General features: G+C 52.7%; 17 protein-coding genes, 6 tRNA genes and 5 other RNA genes. 25 read left to right on the top strand and 3 right to left on the bottom strand.

Annotated elements, in window-relative coordinates; translation table 11 throughout:
* Positions 1-49: 49 nt before the first annotated feature.
* From cydA to ETA_RS18855, 21 genes are all read left to right on the top strand, one after another.
* Positions 50-1,618 (top strand): cytochrome ubiquinol oxidase subunit I, encoded by a 1,569-nt coding sequence (gene cydA / locus ETA_RS12645; protein WP_012442015.1) that lies wholly within the window; start codon positions 50-52, stop codon positions 1,616-1,618.
* Positions 1,619-1,633: 15 nt separating this feature from the next.
* Positions 1,634-2,773 (top strand): cytochrome d ubiquinol oxidase subunit II, encoded by a 1,140-nt coding sequence (gene cydB, locus ETA_RS12640; RefSeq protein WP_012442014.1) that lies wholly within the window; start codon positions 1,634-1,636, stop codon positions 2,771-2,773.
* A 15-nt stretch (positions 2,774-2,788) separates the two neighbouring features.
* Positions 2,789-2,902 carry a cytochrome bd-I oxidase subunit CydX gene (gene cydX / locus ETA_RS18880; RefSeq protein ID WP_012442013.1) on the top strand — a complete coding sequence of 38 codons (114 nt, stop codon included), beginning with the start codon at positions 2,789-2,791 and terminating at the stop codon, positions 2,900-2,902.
* 238 nt (positions 2,903-3,140) lie between these two features.
* Positions 3,141-3,545, top strand: a complete 405-nt coding sequence (gene ybgC / locus ETA_RS12635; RefSeq protein WP_012442012.1) for a tol-pal system-associated acyl-CoA thioesterase — start codon at positions 3,141-3,143, stop codon at positions 3,543-3,545.
* The gene (tolQ, locus tag ETA_RS12630) at positions 3,542-4,228 is read left to right on the top strand and encodes a Tol-Pal system protein TolQ (protein ID WP_012442011.1); all 687 of its coding nucleotides are present in this window, start codon (positions 3,542-3,544) and stop codon (positions 4,226-4,228) included. The genes ybgC and tolQ overlap by 4 nt, the downstream gene beginning before the upstream one ends.
* A gap of 13 nt (positions 4,229-4,241) precedes the next feature.
* A complete protein-coding gene (gene tolR, locus ETA_RS12625) occupies positions 4,242-4,670 on the top strand; it encodes a colicin uptake protein TolR (RefSeq protein WP_012442010.1) in 429 nt (142 codons plus the stop codon).
* Between the two features lie 29 nt (positions 4,671-4,699).
* Complete coding sequence (tolA, locus tag ETA_RS12620; protein ID WP_012442009.1) at positions 4,700-5,992, top strand: cell envelope integrity protein TolA; 1,293 nt, start codon at positions 4,700-4,702, stop codon at positions 5,990-5,992.
* A 109-nt stretch (positions 5,993-6,101) separates the two neighbouring features.
* A complete protein-coding gene (gene tolB, locus ETA_RS12615; protein ID WP_012442008.1) occupies positions 6,102-7,394 on the top strand; it encodes a Tol-Pal system beta propeller repeat protein TolB in 1,293 nt (430 codons plus the stop codon).
* A 44-nt stretch (positions 7,395-7,438) separates the two neighbouring features.
* Complete coding sequence (gene pal, locus ETA_RS12610) at positions 7,439-7,957, top strand: peptidoglycan-associated lipoprotein Pal (protein ID WP_012442007.1); 519 nt, start codon at positions 7,439-7,441, stop codon at positions 7,955-7,957.
* A 9-nt stretch (positions 7,958-7,966) separates the two neighbouring features.
* Positions 7,967-8,779 (top strand): cell division protein CpoB, encoded by an 813-nt coding sequence (gene cpoB, locus ETA_RS12605; RefSeq protein WP_012442006.1) that lies wholly within the window; start codon positions 7,967-7,969, stop codon positions 8,777-8,779.
* Between the two features lie 163 nt (positions 8,780-8,942).
* A tRNA-Lys gene (locus tag ETA_RS12600) sits at positions 8,943-9,018 on the top strand.
* Positions 9,019-9,030: 12 nt separating this feature from the next.
* A non-coding RNA gene (locus ETA_RS18875) (RtT sRNA) lies at positions 9,031-9,155 on the top strand.
* A gap of 159 nt (positions 9,156-9,314) precedes the next feature.
* Positions 9,315-9,390 (top strand) — tRNA-Lys (locus tag ETA_RS12595).
* 14 nt (positions 9,391-9,404) lie between these two features.
* A non-coding RNA gene (locus ETA_RS18870) (RtT sRNA) lies at positions 9,405-9,530 on the top strand.
* Positions 9,531-9,637: 107 nt separating this feature from the next.
* A tRNA-Val gene (locus ETA_RS12590) sits at positions 9,638-9,713 on the top strand.
* A 4-nt stretch (positions 9,714-9,717) separates the two neighbouring features.
* A tRNA-Lys gene (locus tag ETA_RS12585) sits at positions 9,718-9,793 on the top strand.
* A gap of 14 nt (positions 9,794-9,807) precedes the next feature.
* Positions 9,808-9,932, top strand: a non-coding RNA gene (locus tag ETA_RS18865) — RtT sRNA.
* A 107-nt stretch (positions 9,933-10,039) separates the two neighbouring features.
* Positions 10,040-10,115 (top strand) — tRNA-Val (locus ETA_RS12580).
* 4 nt (positions 10,116-10,119) lie between these two features.
* Positions 10,120-10,195, top strand: a tRNA-Lys gene (locus ETA_RS12575).
* Between the two features lie 31 nt (positions 10,196-10,226).
* A non-coding RNA gene (locus ETA_RS18860) (RtT sRNA) lies at positions 10,227-10,351 on the top strand.
* A gap of 31 nt (positions 10,352-10,382) precedes the next feature.
* A non-coding RNA gene (locus tag ETA_RS18855) (RtT sRNA) lies at positions 10,383-10,507 on the top strand.
* A 52-nt stretch (positions 10,508-10,559) separates the two neighbouring features.
* Here the strand turns inward: ETA_RS18855 and ETA_RS12570 are convergent.
* Complete coding sequence (locus ETA_RS12570; protein WP_012442005.1) at positions 10,560-12,011, bottom strand: DNA-3-methyladenine glycosylase 2; 1,452 nt, start codon at positions 12,009-12,011, stop codon at positions 10,560-10,562.
* 167 nt (positions 12,012-12,178) lie between these two features.
* On the opposite strand from ETA_RS12570, the gene ETA_RS12565 reads away from it, so the two are divergent.
* From ETA_RS12565 to pnuC, 3 genes are all read left to right on the top strand, one after another.
* On the top strand, positions 12,179-12,670 hold the full coding sequence (locus ETA_RS12565; protein WP_012442004.1) for a methylated-DNA--[protein]-cysteine S-methyltransferase: 492 nt from the start codon (positions 12,179-12,181) through the stop codon (positions 12,668-12,670).
* Between the two features lie 170 nt (positions 12,671-12,840).
* On the top strand, positions 12,841-13,902 hold the full coding sequence (gene nadA / locus ETA_RS12560; protein WP_012442003.1) for a quinolinate synthase NadA: 1,062 nt from the start codon (positions 12,841-12,843) through the stop codon (positions 13,900-13,902).
* A gap of 27 nt (positions 13,903-13,929) precedes the next feature.
* Entirely contained in the window at positions 13,930-14,631 is a 702-nt protein-coding gene (gene pnuC / locus ETA_RS12555; RefSeq protein WP_012442002.1) for a nicotinamide riboside transporter PnuC, read from the top strand.
* A gap of 58 nt (positions 14,632-14,689) precedes the next feature.
* Here pnuC and zitB read toward each other — a convergent pair whose 3' ends face one another.
* Both zitB and ETA_RS12545 read right to left on the bottom strand, forming a co-directional pair.
* Entirely contained in the window at positions 14,690-15,613 is a 924-nt protein-coding gene (gene zitB / locus ETA_RS12550) for a CDF family zinc transporter ZitB (protein WP_012442001.1), read from the bottom strand.
* Positions 15,614-15,895: 282 nt separating this feature from the next.
* Positions 15,896-16,174 (bottom strand): protein YbgS, encoded by a 279-nt coding sequence (locus ETA_RS12545; protein ID WP_083772846.1) that lies wholly within the window; start codon positions 16,172-16,174, stop codon positions 15,896-15,898.
* A gap of 276 nt (positions 16,175-16,450) precedes the next feature.
* Between ETA_RS12545 and aroG the strand changes: the two genes are divergently transcribed.
* Entirely contained in the window at positions 16,451-17,503 is a 1,053-nt protein-coding gene (gene aroG, locus ETA_RS12540) for a 3-deoxy-7-phosphoheptulonate synthase AroG (RefSeq protein WP_012441999.1), read from the top strand.
* Positions 17,504-17,832: the final 329 nt, after the last annotated feature.

The raw sequence follows: 17,832 nt of genomic DNA, 5'->3' as shown, positions 1-17,832 counted from the left end.
TACTCAGCATAAATTCTGACAACACCCACTTGCTAAGCAAGGAGTTAGAATGTTGGATATTGTCGAACTGTCGCGTTTACAGTTTGCATTAACAGCGATGTATCATTTCCTGTTTGTGCCTTTAACGCTGGGTATGGCATTTTTATTAGCCATCATGGAAACCGTATACGTCTTGTCAGGTAAGCAAATTTATAAAGACATGACCAAGTTTTGGGGCAAGTTGTTTGGTATTAACTTTGCCTTAGGCGTGGCGACCGGACTCACCATGGAGTTCCAGTTTGGCACAAACTGGTCTTATTATTCGCATTACGTTGGGGATATATTTGGCGCCCCGTTAGCCATTGAAGGTTTGATGGCATTTTTCCTGGAATCCACCTTTGTCGGGCTGTTCTTTTTCGGCTGGGACAGGCTGGGTAAAGTACAGCATTTGGCGGTCACCTGGCTGGTCGCCCTCGGCTCTAACCTTTCAGCATTATGGATCCTGGTCGCCAACGGCTGGATGCAGAACCCGGTGGCGTCCGAATTTAACTTCGAAACGATGCGTATGGAGATGGTCAGCTTCTCCGAACTGGTACTGAATCCGGTTGCTCAGGTGAAATTTGTCCATACCGTGGCCGCCGGTTATACCTGTGGCGCAATGTTTGTTCTGGGTATCAGTGCTTATTATCTGCTGCGCGGCCGCGATACGGCTTTTGCTAAACGTTCGTTTGCTATTGCCGCCAGTTTTGGTATGGCTGCGATCCTCTCGGTGATCGTGCTGGGCGATGAATCCGGCTACGAAGTGGGGGACGTACAAAAGACGAAACTCGCCGCGATAGAAGCCGAGTGGGAAACCCAGCCAGCGCCCGCCGCCTTCACCCTGTTCGGTTTGCCTGACCAGGATGCACAGCAAAATCACTATGCGGTACAGATCCCCTGGGCGCTTGGCCTGGTGGCAACGCGTTCTACAGACAGGCAGGTTATCGGCCTTAAACAGCTGATGGAAGAACATGAGGTGCGCATCCGTAACGGCATCAAGGCCTGGACGCTGTTGCAGGAGTTACGCAGCGGAAATCAGGACGCATCCGTACGTGCCGCGTTCAACGCATCGAAACAGGATCTTGGTTACGGACTGCTGTTGAAACGTTATCTCCCTGATGTGGCCGCTGCCAGTGAGGACCAGATACGACAAGCGACAAAAGACTCTATCCCGCGCGTGGCTCCACTCTATTTCTCCTTCCGCATTATGGTGGGATGTGGGGCGCTGATGCTGCTGATTATCACCCTGTCATTCTGGTCGGTGATCCGTAACCGCATTGGCCAGCGTCCGCTGCTGTTGAAGTGTGCGCTATTTGGCATTCCGTTGCCGTGGATTGCGATTGAAGCAGGATGGTTTGTTGCTGAATACGGCCGCCAGCCGTGGGCGATTGGCGAAGTTCTGCCAACGGCGGTGGCGAACTCCTCACTCACGGTGGGTGACTTACTCTTTTCGATGGGGTTGATTTGCGGCCTGTATACGCTGTTCCTGGTGGCCGAAATGTATTTGATGATCAAATTCGCGCGTCTGGGGCCGAGCAGCTTGAAAACAGGACGTTATCACCACGAGCTTTCCAGCCCGGCCACACCGTCATTGCGCTAAGACAGGAGCCTGCAAATGTTAACTTATGAACTGATGCGTTTTATCTGGTGGCTATTAATTGGCATTTTGCTGATTGGCTTTGCCGTTGCTGACGGCTTTGATATGGGCGTAGGGATGCTGACACGCATTCTCGGGCGTACCGATACCGAACGCCGCATTATGATCAACAGCATCGCTCCGCACTGGGATGGTAACCAGGTGTGGTTGATCACCGCTGGCGGGGCTCTGTTTGCCGCCTGGCCGATGGTCTATGCCGCTGCCTTTTCTGGTTTCTATGTGGCGATGATCCTGGTGCTGGCCGCACTGTTCTTTCGTCCAGTCGGCTTTGACTATCGTTCGAAAATTGAAGACATGCGCTGGCGTACTTTGTGGGACTGGGGCATTTTTATTGGCAGCTTTGTCCCACCGCTGGTGATTGGCGTTGCCTTTGGCAATCTGCTGCAAGGGGTGCCTTTCCACATTGATAGCGATCTGCGTTTGTTCTACATCGGCAACTTCTTTCAGCTATTAAATCCGTTTGGGCTGCTGGCAGGCATCGTGAGTGTGACGATGATCCTGACCCAGGGGGCAACCTACCTGCAAATGCGGACCGTGGGTGAACTGCATCAGCGCGCCTGTAAGACCGCGCAGATAACGGCGCTGGTCATGATGTTGTGCTTTGCGCTGGCGGGGATCTGGGTGATGTACGGGATCGATGGTTATGTATTGACGTCAGTATTGGATCATAACGCGCCATCCAACCCGTTGGTGAAAGGCGTTGTGCGTCAGGCCGGAGCCTGGCTGTTGAACTTCAATACCGCACCGGCTCTTTGGGCAATTCCTGCGTTGGGGATCGTGCTGCCGGTGTTTACCCTGATATGTTCACGATATGGAAAAGGGGCCGCCGCCTTTATTTTTTCTTCGTTGACGCTAGCTTGCGTGATCCTGACCGCGGGCGTGGCAATGTTTCCGTTTGTCATGCCCTCCAGCCTTTCCCCCGCGATGAGTCTGACCATGTGGGATGCGACATCGACCCTGCTGACGTTAAAAGTGATGACCGTGGCAGCGCTGATTTTTGTGCCGATAATCCTGGCTTACACAACCTGGTGCTATTACAAGATGTTTGGTCGTTTGACGAAAGAGCACATTGAAAATAACAGCCATTCCCTCTACTGAAAAAGGAGCGTCATTATGTGGTATTTTGCCTGGGTTCTTGGCACGTTGCTGGCGTGCGGCTGCGGAATTATTACGGCTCTGGCGCTGGAGCAGGCGGAAGCGCAGAGCGGCAGTAACGAAAAATCCTGATGGTGAGGGGCGCTTCGCGTCTCTGGCAAGCATAAAAGGGGCCCATCCCGGGCCCCTGTCTCCCAAACTGACCGGGCTTTTTGTTAATTTTTGTTTAACAAATATGCTAAATTTTACGAAGTCATCAGCGCGTAATAATTATTTTCACTCCCCTCTGGCAATCCATTCCCAAGGCGTATGCTCTTGCGTATAGTAGCAACGTTTTCCTGACCAACGTTTAGCAATATCGGGATGTAGAGTGAGTACAACGCTGTTTCGATGGCCGGTACGTGTTTACTATGAAGACACTGACGCCGGTGGTGTGGTTTACCATGCCAGCTATGTCGCTTTTTATGAGCGGGCACGCACTGAAATGCTTCGCCAGTACCATTTCAGCCAGCAGGCTCTGCTTGAACTTCAGGTGGGCTTTGTCGTGCGGCGGATCACGGTCGATTATCTGGCCGCTGCTCGTCTTGATGAGCTACTTGAAGTGCAAAGTGAGGTTGTTGCCATAAGCAGAACCACGATGACATTTGCACAACGCATCGTGAATGCGGAAGGTCGTGTGCTTAATGAGGCAGAGGTTCTGATCGCCTGCATCAATCCACATCTAATGAAGCCGATAGCGCTTCCCAAGTCTATTGTCGCGGAGTTCAAGCAGTGACTGACATGAACATTCTTGACCTGTTTCTGAAGGCGAGCCTTCTGGTCAAACTTATTATGTTGATTTTGATCGGATTTTCCATCGCTTCTTGGGCAGTGATCATTCAACGTACCCGTATCCTCAACGCGGCCGTGCGTGATGCAGACGCATTCGAAGATAAGTTCTGGTCCGGTATGGAGCTGTCGCGTCTTTATCAGGAAAGCCAGGTGCGTCGTGATGAGTTGGGCGGCTCGGAGCAGATTTTCTATGCGGGCTTTAAAGAGTTTGCCCGCCTGCATCGTGCTAACAATCATGCTCCTGAAGCGGTGGTGGAAGGGGCGACCCGCGCAATGCGTATTTCCATGAACCGTGAGCTGGAAACGTTGGAAAACCATATTCCTTTCCTCGGCACCGTGGGTTCCATCAGCCCCTATATTGGTCTGTTTGGTACGGTGTGGGGGATTATGCACGCGTTTATCGCGCTGGGCGCGGTTAAGCAGGCCACGTTACAGATGGTTGCTCCGGGGATCGCCGAAGCGCTGATCGCCACTGCAATCGGTCTGTTTGCGGCTATCCCTGCGGTTATGGCTTATAACAGACTCACTCTGCGCGTGAATAAGCTGGAACAGAACTACGATAACTTTATGGAAGAGTTCACGGCTATCCTGCATCGTCAGGCGTTTTCTAGCGACGTAAGCAAGTAAGTCGGAGGTGAGTATGGCCAGAAGACGTGGTCGCGGTCGCCGCGAAGTCAAGTCCGAGATCAATATTGTTCCGCTGTTGGACGTGCTGCTGGTACTGTTGCTGATATTTATGGCAACAGCGCCGATTATCACCCAGAGTGTTGAGGTTGATTTACCCGACGCAACAGACTCTAAAACCGTTTCCAGTAATGATAATCCACCGGTGATTGTGGAAGTTGCAGGCGTTGGGCAATACAGTCTGGTCGTCGATCATGACCGGATGGAGCAGCTGCCTGCGGAGCAGGTGGTTGCCGAAGCGCGAAGCCGCCTGACGGCTAATCCGAAGACGGTATTCCTGATTGGCGGAGCCAAAGAGGTCCCTTATGAGGAAATCATCAAGGCGCTGAATTTGCTGCATCAGGCAGGCGTTAAGTCTGTTGGATTGATGACGCAGCCGATTTAATTCATTCGAACCGTTTTTGGGAACCGACAGTGTCGAAGGCAACCGAGCAAAACGATAAGCTAAAACGTGCCATAACCCTATCAGTGATCCTGCATCTCATATTGATTGCGCTGCTGGTATGGAGCTCGTTTGACGAAAATATGGATGCCAGTGGCGGCGGTGGCGGCAGTGATATCGATGCCGTTATGGTTGATCCTGGCGCAGTAGTAGAGCAGTACAATCGTCAACAAAATCAGCAGAGCGACAGCCAGCGAGCCGAGCAACAGCGCGATAAGCAGGCGAAAATGCAGGCGCAAGAGTTGCAGCAGAAGCAGGCCGCAGAACAGCAGCGGCTAAAACAGATTGAGAAAGAGCGTCTTCAGGCTCAGGAAGAGGCGAAGCAGCAGGCTGCTGAACAGAAACAGGCGGCGGAAGAGGCAAAGCAGGCCGCAGCAGAGGCGCAGAAAAAGTCGGCAGAAGAAGCTAAACAAGCCGCAGCAGAGGCGCAGAAACAGGCGGCGGAAGAAGCTAAAAAAGCGGCTGCGGATGCACAGAAACAGGCGGCGGAAGAAGCTAAAAAAGCGGCTGCGGATGCGCAGAAACAGGCGGCGGAAGAAGCTAAAAAAGCAGCGGCTGATGCCCAGAAAAAAGCGGTAGAAGAAGCTAAGCAAGCAGCGGCTGACGCTAAAAAACAGGCTGAAGCGGAAGCTAAACAGGCCGCCGCGCAGGCTGCCAAAGCAAAAGCGGCTACCGAAGCGAAAGCCAAAGCGGCGGCAGAGGCGAAAGCGGCTCTGGAAGCGAAAGAGCAGGCCGCTGCCGAGGCCAAAGCGCAAGCGGCGGAAGAAGCAAAAGAAAAAGCTGCCGCCGCCGCAAAGGCAAAAGCTGACGCAGCCGCGAAGGCGAAGGCCGCAGCGGATGCGAAAAAGAAAGCGGCTGCTGAGGCGGCGAAAGAATCTGGCGACGTCGGTGACCTTCTGGGCGATCTCACCGCGGGAAAAAACGCACCTAAGTCGGGCAAAGCAGCCGGCGGAGGCGGTGCCGCAGGGCAGGGGCAGCAGAAGAAGGCTGGCGCATCGGGTGCCGAAATTAACAGTTATCTGGGGCAGGTAAAAGGCGCGATCCAAAGTAAGTTTTACGACTCTGATACCTTTGCAGGCAAGACTTGTGACGTACACATAAAGTTGGCTCCGGACGGGCTGCTCATTTCTGCTAATGCGGCAGGGGGGGATGCAGCACTGTGCCAGGCAGCAATCAATGCGGCACGTATGGCGAAGATGCCGAAACCACCGAGCCAGGAAGTATGGCAGGCGGTAAAAGAGGCTACGCTAGGGTTTAAACCATAAGATTTTGCAAACTGCCGGCCTGTTGAACTATGTTAAACAGTTCGTACTCTTAAGATAGTTGTTAAATAGCTAATTATCGTGGGTGCTATATCCAGATAAGGGAGAAATAATGAAGCAGGCATTTCGTGTTGCGCTGAGCGTTTTAATGCTGTTTGTTGCGGTTGCGCATGCAGAAGTACGCATTGAAATTACTCAGGGTGTGAATACCGCTCGTCCTATTGGCGTGGTGCCATTCAAATGGGACGGCCCAGGTGCCGCGCCGGAAGATATTGGTGGGATCGTTGCTGCGGACTTGCGTAACAGTGGCAAATTCAATCCAATCGATCGTGCTCGTTTACCCCAGCAGCCTACTTCTGTCGCGGAAGTTCAGCCTGCTGCCTGGACCGCGTTGGGCATTGATGCGGTTGTTGTCGGGCAGGTTCAGCCAGGGGCTGACGGCAGCTATACGGTTTCTTATCAGCTGGTCGACACATCGGGAAATCCAGGGGCTGTGCTGGCTCAGAACCAGTTCAAAGTCACCAAACAGTGGCTGCGCTATGCGGCGCACAGCGCCAGCGATGAGAGCTTCGAAAAGCTGACGGCAATTAAAGGTGCATTCCGTACCCGTATCGCCTATGTTGTGCAGACTAACGGCGGTCAGTTCCCGTACGAACTCCGCGTTTCTGATTATGATGGTTACAACCAGTTTGTGGTACACCGCTCGCCGCAGCCGCTGATGTCTCCAGCCTGGTCGCCGGACGGTAGCAAGGTTGCTTACGTGACCTTTGAAAGCGGTAAATCCGCGTTGGTTATCCAGACTCTGGCTAACGGGGCAATCAGGCAGGTCGCCTCCTTCCCTCGTCATAACGGGGCACCGTCATTTTCACCGGATGGCAGCAAGCTGGCGTTTGCATTGTCTAAAACCGGTAGCCTGAATATCTACGTCATGGATATTGGTTCTGGACAAATTAGCCAAATTACCGACGGCCGTTACAACAGCACAGAACCGACCTGGTTCCCGGACAGCCAGAGCCTGGCTTATACTTCGGACCAGGCAGGCAGACCACAAATTTATAAAATCGGCGTTAACGGCGGCACTGCCCAACGCATTACCTGGGAAGGCGCACAAAACCAGGATGCGGACGTTAGCTCTGATGGCAAATCAATGGTGATGATTAGCACCAACAGCGGCGCACAACACGTCGCACGACAAGATCTGGTAACGGGAGCCGTTCAAAAACTAACGGACACGTTCCTGGATGAGACGCCAAGTCTCGCACCTAACGGCACAATGGTAATCTATAGCTCTACCCAGGGCATGGGTTCTGTATTGCAGTTGGTTTCGACGGATGGGCGTTTCAAAGCGCGTCTTCCGGCAACTGATGGACAGGTAAAATTTCCTGCCTGGTCGCCGTATCTGTGATGCATGTGTAAATATGTATGGCAAACTATAATAGGAATAAAAAAATGCAACTGAATAAAGTGCTGAAAGGCTTAATGCTGGCACTGCCAGTTATCGCAGTAGCGGCATGTAGCTCTCACAAAAACAACAACAATGACCAGACTAATGGAATGGGCTTGGACGGTTCTGCCAACGGCGGCATGAACAGTGGCAACATGTCTTCTGATGAGCAGGCACGCCTGCAGATGCAGGAACTGCAGAAAAACAACATCGTTTATTTCGGCCTGGACAAGTACGACATCCAGTCTGATTTTGCTCAGATGCTGGACGCGCACGCAACCTTCCTGCGTAGCAACCCGTCTTACAAGGTGACTGTAGAAGGTCATGCGGATGAGCGTGGAACGCCAGAGTACAACATCGCCCTGGGCGAGCGTCGCTCTTCAGCGGTCAAAATGTACCTGCAGGGTAAAGGCGTGGCTGAAGACCAGATCTCTATCGTTTCTTACGGTAAAGAAAAACCTGCAGTGCTGGGCCACGACGAGTCAGCGTATGCTAAAAACCGTCGTGCCGTACTGGTATACTAAGAGAGTCACATGATTAGTAGCTTCAGAACTCATCTTCTGAGTCTGTCGTTACTGATTGGCGTAGCGGCCCCCTGGGCCGCTAATGCCCAGGCATCAATCAGTAGCGTTGGCTCCGGCTCGGTTGAAGACCGTGTCACTACCCTTGAGCGTATTTCGAACGCTCAGGCTCAACTCCTCCAGCAGCTTCAGCAGCAGCTTTCCGAAACGCAAAATGATATTGACTCTTTGCGTGGTCAGATCCAGGAAAACAGCTATCAGCTGAATCAGGTGGTGGAACGCCAGAAAAGCATTTATCAGCAGATCGACAGTTTGAGCAGCAGTGCTGGTGCGACAACGACGGGAAACGCGGATAAAACCGCAACTGCACCCGACGGTGCCGCAGCAGATAACAGTGCTGACAGCAAAGCAGCTAGCAATAATGCCGCAGCGTCTACCCCTGTTCAGAGCGGTGACGCCAATACCGACTATAACGCTGCGGTTGCGTTGGTGCTGGAGAAGAAACAATACGATAGTGCCATTTCGGCTTTTCAGGCTTTTGTTAAAAAATATCCGGATTCAACCTTCCAGCCTAATGCTAACTATTGGCTGGGACAGCTGAATTACAACAAAGGCAAAAAAGACGACGCGGCGTATTATTTCGCTACCGTGGTAAAAAATTATCCTAAGTCACCCAAAAGCGCGGATGCCCTGTTCAAGGTTGGGGTGATCATGCAGGAGAAGGGTGATAAGGCGAAGGCGAAAGCGGTTTATCAGCAGGTCATAAAGCTGTACCCAAATAGCGAAGCCGCGAAACTGTCTGAGAAGCGAGCCGCAACGCTTTAAACCGGTTAAATAGCGTGATTTTGCCTGAATTATGCTCTTACCGCATGAAAGCTAAGCAGTTGAGCCGTAAGTATTGAAATAGTGGTTGCGCTGGAAATTCAAATCAGTAATATATGCCGCCGTTGCCGGGGGATAAGTACAGCGCCATCAGCAGCATAAAAGTGGGTCGTTAGCTCAGTTGGTAGAGCAGTTGACTTTTAATCAATTGGTCGCAGGTTCGAATCCTGCACGACCCACCACTTTAAAGTAATACGCGGTGTCAACCGTGCAGGGTTCGAACCTGCAGCAGGTCGAGTCGAACGCAGTGAGACAACGTTGCCAGCGGCAACGGCCCAGAGGGCGAGGCGCAGCCGATGTCATCCTGCAAGACCGACCACTTTAAAGTAGTACGCGGTGTCAACCGTGCAGGGTTCAAACCCACAGTAGGTCAAGCCGAGCGAAAGCGAGACAACGTTGCCAAAGGTAACTACCTACAGGGCGAGGCGAAGCAGATTCATACTGCATCACCCACTACCTTAAAGATTTACCGAATTTCGGGTCGTTAGCTCAGTTGGTAGAGCAGTTGACTTTTAATCAATTGGTCGCAGGTTCGAATCCTGCACGACCCACCAATTTTCAAAGCAGTACGCGGTGTTGACCGTGCAGGGTTTGAACCTGCAGCAGGTTCGAGTTGAACGCAGTGAGACAACGTTGCCAGCGGCAACGGCCCAGAGGGCGAGGCGCAGCCGAAGTCATCCTGCACGACCCACCAATTTTCAAAGCAGTACGCGGTGTGAACCGTGCAGGGTTTGAACCTGCCGGGTCGAATGATTGTGTCGCACCGATTATTGCAAAGCGTTTGATAAGCAGTTTCGATATGGGTGATTAGCTCAGTTGGTAGAGCATCTCCTTTACACGGAGGGGGTCGGCGGTTCGAGCCCGTCATCACCCACCATATCGGGTCGTTAGCTCAGTTGGTAGAGCAGTTGACTTTTAATCAATTGGTCGCAGGTTCGAATCCTGCACGACCCACCAATTTCCAAAGCAGTACGCGGTGCGAACCGTGCAGGGTTCGAACCTGCAGCAGGTCGAGTCGAACGCAGTGAGACAACGTTGCCAGCGGCAACGGCCCAGAGGGCAAGGCGCAGCCGAAGTCATCCTGCACGACCCACCAATTTTCAAAGCAGTACGCGGTGTGAACCGTGCAGGGTTTGAGCCTGCCGGGTCGAATGATTGTGTCGCACCGATTATTGCAAAGCGTTTGATAAGCAGTTTCGATATGGGTGATTAGCTCAGTTGGTAGAGCATCTCCTTTACACGGAGGGGGTCGGCGGTTCGAGCCCGTCATCACCCACCATATCGGGTCGTTAGCTCAGTTGGTAGAGCAGTTGACTTTTAATCAATTGGTCGCAGGTTCGAATCCTGCACGACCCACCAATGTAGAAAGGCACCCTAAAGGTGCCTTTTTGCTATGCGCAATTCGGGCAGGGTTCGAACCTGCAGCAGGTCGAGTCGAGCGCAGCAAGACAGCGTTGCCAGTGGCAACGACCCAGAGGGCGAGGCGCAGCCGAAGTCATCCTGCACGACCCACCAATGTAGAAAAGCACCCTAAAGGTGCCTTTTTGCTATGCGCAATTCGGGCAGGGTTCGAACCTGCAGCAGGTCGAGTCGAGCGCAGCAAGACAGCGTTGCCAGCGGCAACGACCCGCAGGGCGAGGCGCAGTCGAAGTCATCCTGCACGACCCATCAATGTAAAAAGGCACCCTAAAGGTGCCTTTTTGCTATGCGTAGGATTTTTGACCTAATTTGTTGCCAGCCAGATGTGCATTACCGCGTAGCTGCGCCATGGACTCCATGCAACAGATCGTGCCCGGGCCAGCTTTGCACTTATCCTGCCCAGATTATTACGCACCACCAGATCCCCTGCCGGGAAGGCATCCGGCCAGCGTAGCGCACGCATGGCAATGTACTGCGCCGTCCAGTCACCGATCCCCGGGATTTTTAGCAGCTGCTCAATACTTCTCTCCGGCTGGCTGACCGCATCAAGGTCTGGCGCTCTCAGCGCGCAGCGCTCTGCCAGAGCAAGGACGCAGCGGCTGCGTGAGCTGATAATCCCCAGGCCGCTAACCCGATCGACTGTGCATTGTGCAACGCTTTCCGCCGTTGGTGAAAGGTGTGATAGACGATCGAAAGGCGTAGCGATCTCATCACCAAAAGTCTTCGCAAAACGGCCTGCGAGCGTGGCGGCGGCCTTTACGGTAATTTGCTGGCCGAGGATCGCTCTTACCGCCATCTCAAAACCGTCGAAAGCGCCGGGTACGCGAAGTCCGGGATGCGCAGCCAGAGAAGAGCATAATAGAGGATCCTGGCCGAGCTGCTGTGCAATCAGGTCCGGGCGAGCGTTGAGGTCAAACAGATTGCGCAATCTGCGTAGCAGAAGTGACAATACCGGCGTCAGTGAGTGGGTAAACTCTACCCGCAGTACATTTTTCATCTCTATTTGAGTGACCCGGATCCATCCGGCGTGAGCCCCCAGACGCACGGTGCGGGCATAGCTGTTCTCATCAACATATTCAACGCCGGACAGCGCGCGCTGTCGCAGAAAGTTCAGCATCGCCTGCCAGTCATAGGGCGGACGGTAGCTCAATAACAATCTTGATGTGTCGGTGCTATTCAGCACGCCATCCTGCCCGGCGCTCGTTTTACGCAAAGATGAGGGGGACATGCGGTAATGACCGCTGAACACGGCGTTAAAACGGCGCAGGCTGGCAAATCCACTGGCATAGGCAATATGGGTCACCGGCAGCTGGGTTTCAGTGAGTAACTGTTTTGCCAGCAGCAACCGCCGTGTCTGGCGCAGCTCTTGCGGTGATACACCCAGCTCCCTCTTAACGATGCGTCGCAGCTGACGGAGGCTAAGATGAAATTCTGCAGCGATATCATCCAGACTTTCAGCCTGTTCGGCCAGCCCTTCATCAATGCGTTGTACCAGCCGCTCGGCGATGCGCTGGCCGCTATCCACCGGAGCATTGCCGGGTGCTAACTCCGGGCGACAGCGTAGGCAGGGGCGAAAAGAGGCCTTTTCTGCAGCTTCTGCCGTGGCGAAAAACAGGCAGTTTTCCGCGCGAGGCGCTTTTACAGGGCAAACCGGACGACAATATATAGAGGTAGAGGTCACGCCAACGTAAAATACACCATCGAAACGTGCATCACGCGAAGTGAGCGCGCGATAAGCGGAAACGGGATCGATCATGATGTGGCCCTGTTCAAATGAGTTCATCGCAGGTTAAACCTTAAATCCGCGGCTTTCGCGCCGCATTCGGACATCAGACTATTCTATCCCTGTGTCCGCAAACGGCCAGTGATAGATGACAGAAAAGGCATAATCACTGCTGATGAAGATCGTTAAGGAGAAGAGACGTGGCTTTCAGTTATAAAAAAATGCACTCCCCGACGGGAGAGCTCACGCTTATCGCGGCTGAAAACAGTCTTATCGCCGTGCGGTGGGAAAATGACGAGCCGTCGACCGCGCGTTTTTATCCGCGCGAGGAGGACCAGCACCACATGATCCTGATAGAGGCAGAGCGGCAGCTGGGCGAATATTTTGACGGCAAGCGCCAGCAGTTTGCGCTGCCACTGACGTTTATTGGGACGGATTTTCAAAAAAAAGTCTGGAATGCACTGATTGCCATCCCCTTTGGCGAAACACGTAGCTACAGGCAGATTGCCCAGCAAATTGGTCATTCTGCCGCGGTGCGTGCCGTTGGGGCGGCAAACGGGCGCAATCCTTTGCCCATTTTCGCACCCTGTCATCGGGTGATCGGCAGCAACGGAAAGTTAACCGGATTTGCCGGAGGGCTGGCCAATAAAGCCTTTTTACTGCGACTGGAAGCTGGACAGCTGCGGGTGTAACAAAGGTTTTAACCCCGATCACAGTTCCCGCAGCGGGTATAAGAAACCCCGCGACAGCAGGCGATAATTTCGCTATCTTGTTTAGTATATAAAACAAATTTGCCGCGGCGTGGGCTTTTAAAGCACATTCCATGCTGATTGAGTTAAGTTAAAAAAACGAGAGTGGTTTTATGAGCCTGATGTTCGATGTCGATGCTGCGGTCTATCCTTTCCCTGCTAAACCCATCCGCTTATCCAGCGATGAGAAACTGGCTTACCGTACGAAGATCAAACGCCTGTTGCAAGAGCGTGATGCGGTCATGGTGGCTCACTATTACACCGATCCCGACATTCAGGCATTGGCGGAGGAGACCGGCGGCTGTGTCGCTGATTCGCTTGAAATGGCACGTTTTGGCAGTCAGCATTCCGCCGCGACACTACTTGTCGCCGGAGTGCGTTTTATGGGGGAAACAGCCAAAATCCTCAGCCCCGAAAAAACAATTCTGATGCCAACGCTACAGGCGGAATGCTCTCTTGACCTCGGTTGCCCCATCGACGAATTTAGCCGGTTTTGCGATGCGCACCCCGACCGTACGGTGGTGGTATACGCAAACACCTCTGCGGCGGTGAAGGCGCGTGCTGACTGGGTGGTGACATCCAGCATTGCCGTGGAACTGATCGAGCACCTCGACAGCCTGGGCGAAAAAATTATTTGGGCGCCTGACCGCCATCTCGGCCAGTATGTTCAGCGACAAACTTCAGCTGATATCTTGTGCTGGCAGTCGGCCTGCATCGTCCACGATGAGTTTAAAACCCAGGCGCTGCAACGTATGAAGTTGCTCTACCCTGAAGCCGCCGTGCTGGTGCACCCCGAATCGCCACAGGCGATCGTCGATTTGGCCGATGCGGTAGGATCGACCAGCCAGCTGATCCAGGCAGCACAAACGTTGCCACACAGGCAGATGATAGTGGCGACCGATCGCGGGATCTTCTACAAGATGCAGCAGGCCTGCCCCGACAAAGAGCTGCTTGAAGCCCCCACCGCTGGGGAGGGGGCAACCTGTCGCAGCTGTGCCCACTGTCCCTGGATGGCGATGAACGGTCTTAAAGCCATTGCAGATGGACTGGAGCAGGGAGGCAGTGAACATGAGATTCTGATTAACGATGCGCTACGAGAAGGGGCATTGATCCCGCTCAACCGTATGCTAACCTTTGCTAAAGATCTCAAGCTTAAGGTCAGGGGCAACGCCTGAGACTAATGACAGGATAATGGGGACAATATGGATTTTTTCAGCACGTCGAATATTTTGTTTCATATTCCAATCGGGGCGGGCGGATACGATCTGTCATGGATTGAGGCAACCGGAACTATCGCCGGTCTGTTGTGTATCTGGTTGGCCAGCCTTGAGAAGATCGTCAACTACGCTTTTGGCCTGATCAACGTCACGCTATTTGCCGCAATCTTTTTCCAGATCCAGCTATACGCCAGCCTGCTGCTACAGCTGTTTTTCTTTGTAGCAAACATTTATGGCTGGTACGCATGGAGCCGGCAGAACAGCCAGCACCAGCAGGCGTTAAACATTCGCTGGCTGCCCCGCAGGCAGCGATACGGCTGGATCGCCGCCATTGTGGTGGCGATTGTGCTGTTGACGCGCTATATCGACCCTGTCTTTGCTTTCCTGACGCGGGCTGCGGTGATGCTTATGCAATCACTGGGGCTAAATGTCGGCATGCCGGATCTACAGCCTGATGCTTTCCCGTTCTGGGACTCGTGCATGATGGTGCTCTCTATTGCCGCAATGATTTTGATGACGCGTAAATACGTAGAAAACTGGCTGTTGTGGGTAGCTATTAACCTCATTAGCGTGACAATCTTCGCGCGCCAGGGCGTCTACGCCATGGCGCTGGAGTATGTCCTACTGACGTTAATTGCGCTCAACGGCTCATGGCTATGGATTAAACGCGCCGGCCAACAACGTTAGAATATCTCCGCTTTTTCGCCCGGACAACGGCGGTTCTGCGCCGGGCGGAACAGCGGGATCAATGGTGATGGCTGCCGTTATCTGACTGAATCCACTCATTGTCGCAATGGTCAGATCCACAGCGCTGATACTCCATTTGCACCGTTGCGTGTTCAATCTGATAATGATGATGCAGGTAATCATGAATATGCTGTAACAGGGCATCATGATCGCGTGGTGGTATCACCTGGACATGAAGCGTGATCAGCGGCTTTTCCCCAACCTGCCACAAATGCACATGATGTACATTGCGCACCTCAGGAATGTTGAGAACCAGCGCACGTTTTAGCCGGGCAACGTCGATGTGCTGAGGTGCCCCTTCCAGAAGCTCATGGCCACTCTCTTTAATCAGCCTCCAGCCACTTCGTAATACCAGGACTGACACCAGAATGGAAAGTAGCGGGTCTATTGGAGTCCATCCGGTAAACAGAATAACCAGCGCGGCGACAATAGCGCCGACGGAACCGAGCAGATCGCCCAGTACATGGAGCGCCGCGGCACGAACGTTGAGATTTTTCTCGCCGCTACCGTGATGCAGTAGCCAAAAAGAGAACATATTTGCCAGCAGGCCACCTACCGCCACGATCAGCATCATGCTGCCTGCGACCGGCTGTGGATGCCAGAAACGTTGCAGTGCCTCCCAGACGATCAGCACGGTGATCCCCAGCAGGGCGATAGCGTTGACAAACGCAGCCAGCGTCGTTAAGCGCAGCAGTCCGAAAGAATGATGACCGCTCGGCTTGCGGCGTGCGAACTGGGTTGCCAGCAGTGCAATCAGTAGGGCTGCGGCATCGGTTAGCATATGCCCGGCATCCGCCAGCAGCGCCAGTGAGCCTGAAAGCAGGCCGCCAGCCACTTCTGCCAGCATAAACACGGCCGTAACGGCAAACGCTGCCAGGAGGCGCGTACGATTAGCATTCTGCTCAGAATGATTGTGAGCCATAATTTTTCCGCCTGGTGAACAAACTTTGCTTCAATGATATCAATAAAACGAAACCTGGCTCTACATTCCGCTAAATTTATGCCGCAGCGCGCAGATACCGCGAAATCAAGTCAGACAATTTCGTTGAACCGGTGTGATATCCAGCTTGCGTCCAGTTGACGTGGGTTCGGGGGAGGGGTATCAAAATAAAAAAAGGGAGAACCGTGGCTCTCCCTTGATGATCGATTTAAGTCACTAAGGAAAATGTGCAGATACCGCGAGCTTGAGTATCCGCTTAGGCACCTATTTAGTGCTGGTGCATTTAGCCTCTTTACACTGAGTATTTTTCTGCGCGTCGCTGGCACCATGATGCTTTTTCTTATGGTGAGGCGTGCTGCTGCTCTCAGTGTTGATTTTACTATTATCAACTCGGTTAGGCGCAAGGTTACTCTTCGCACCAGGGGCTATCGCACCGGCGTCTGCTGCAGCATTAGCTGAACCGTTACCGCTTGCTGCCATAACTGCTCCGCTACCCAAGGTCATTGCTGCTGTCAGCAATACAATTGCAAATTTTTTCATCATTCTGCTCCGTTTAGTATTGAAAACTGTCTGACAAACTCTATCGATGAGTTAACCCAATTTGCCCATTTGCAGAGAACAATTTGCACCTGAGAAAATCGTAAAAGTGACGCGCCGCTTAAATGTATTGGCCTTGAAAGTGTAGACAGCATCCTGGAGAAATCAAACCTCCCAACCATATTATAATGCTCAAGCGGATTTACAGGGCAGGGGAGGCGCGATAAATTGGAAGGGATGCGCCAGGCGTGCAGTAAGGCTATATAATTATCTGGGAATATTATGAATTATCAGAACGATGACTTAAGAATCAAAGAGATAAAGGAATTACTTCCTCCGGTTGCTCTTTTCGAGAAATTTCCTGCCACGGAAAAGGCGGCTGCAACAGTCTCCTCAGCCCGTCAGTCTATCCATCAGATCTTACAAAAACAAGACGACAGGCTACTTGTAGTCATTGGCCCATGCTCAATCCACGATAGCGTCGCGGCGAAAGAGTACGCCAGCCGCCTTCAGGTCCTGCGTGAAGAGCTGAAGGATTCACTTGAGGTGGTGATGCGTGTTTATTTTGAAAAACCGCGTACTACCGTAGGTTGGAAGGGGCTAATCAACGATCCGCATATGGATGGCAGTTTCGACATTAACGACGGTCTGCGCATCGCCCGTCAGCTGCTGGTAGAGATTAACGACATCGGCCTGCCGACTGCCGGCGAATTTCTTGACATGATCACGCCGCAGTACGTAGCCGATCTGATGAGCTGGGGCGCTATTGGCGCGCGTACTACCGAGTCGCAGGTACATCGCGAGCTATCTTCCGGCCTGTCATGCCCTGTAGGGTTCAAAAACGGCACTGATGGAACCATCAAGGTAGCCATCGATGCGATCGGAGCAGCCAACGCGCCGCACTGCTTCCTGTCGGTGACGAAATACGGTCATTCTGCCATCGTCGAAACCAGTGGAAACTCGGACTGCCACATCATTCTGCGCGGAGGTAAAGAGCCAAACTACAGTGCGCATCATGTCAGTGAGGTGAAAACCGGCCTGCAGAAAGCAGGGCTTCCGACGCAGGTGATGATCGATTTCAGTCATGCAAACAGCAGTAAGCAGTTTAAAAAACAGCTTACCGTTGCTGATAATGTCGCGCAGCAGATTGCTGAAGGTGAGCAGGCGATTATCGGCGTTATGATTGAAAGCCATTTGGTCGAAGGCAACCAGAGCCTTGAGAGCGGAGAAGAACTTGTTTACGGCATGAGCGTAACCGACGGTTGTATCGGTTGGGAAGATACTGAAGCCGTACTGCGGCAGCTGGCTCTGGCGGTTAATAGCCGGCGTAAGTAATCGCTAACGGTGTATATTCAAGCGTCCGGTACGTCAATCATCAGACGTATCGGGCGCAGATAATATATCCCGGACTCAACGCTGCACGACATTGTGTCAATATCAACCTGAGCAGATAAAAAAACTTAGCAAATCCTATGCTGGCATCGTTAATGGCACCCTGAAGATTACGGATCGCCATCCGCAAATAGTCAGGCCGGTTCATTAAGTATTTAGCAATAAAATTTCGGTTTTTTCTCATCAATTCCAATTAAACCTTCGTCTTTCCTTTTTTAGTAGACTGAAATATTCACGTAATGTGCGTCAATACACATTCTAAGGGGTTTATA

This window comes from Erwinia tasmaniensis Et1/99 (assembly GCF_000026185.1).
Lineage (GTDB): Bacteria > Pseudomonadota > Gammaproteobacteria > Enterobacterales > Enterobacteriaceae > Erwinia > Erwinia tasmaniensis.
Note: the sequence above shows the minus strand (reverse complement) of the source record. Positions and strands in the feature narration are given on the sequence as shown.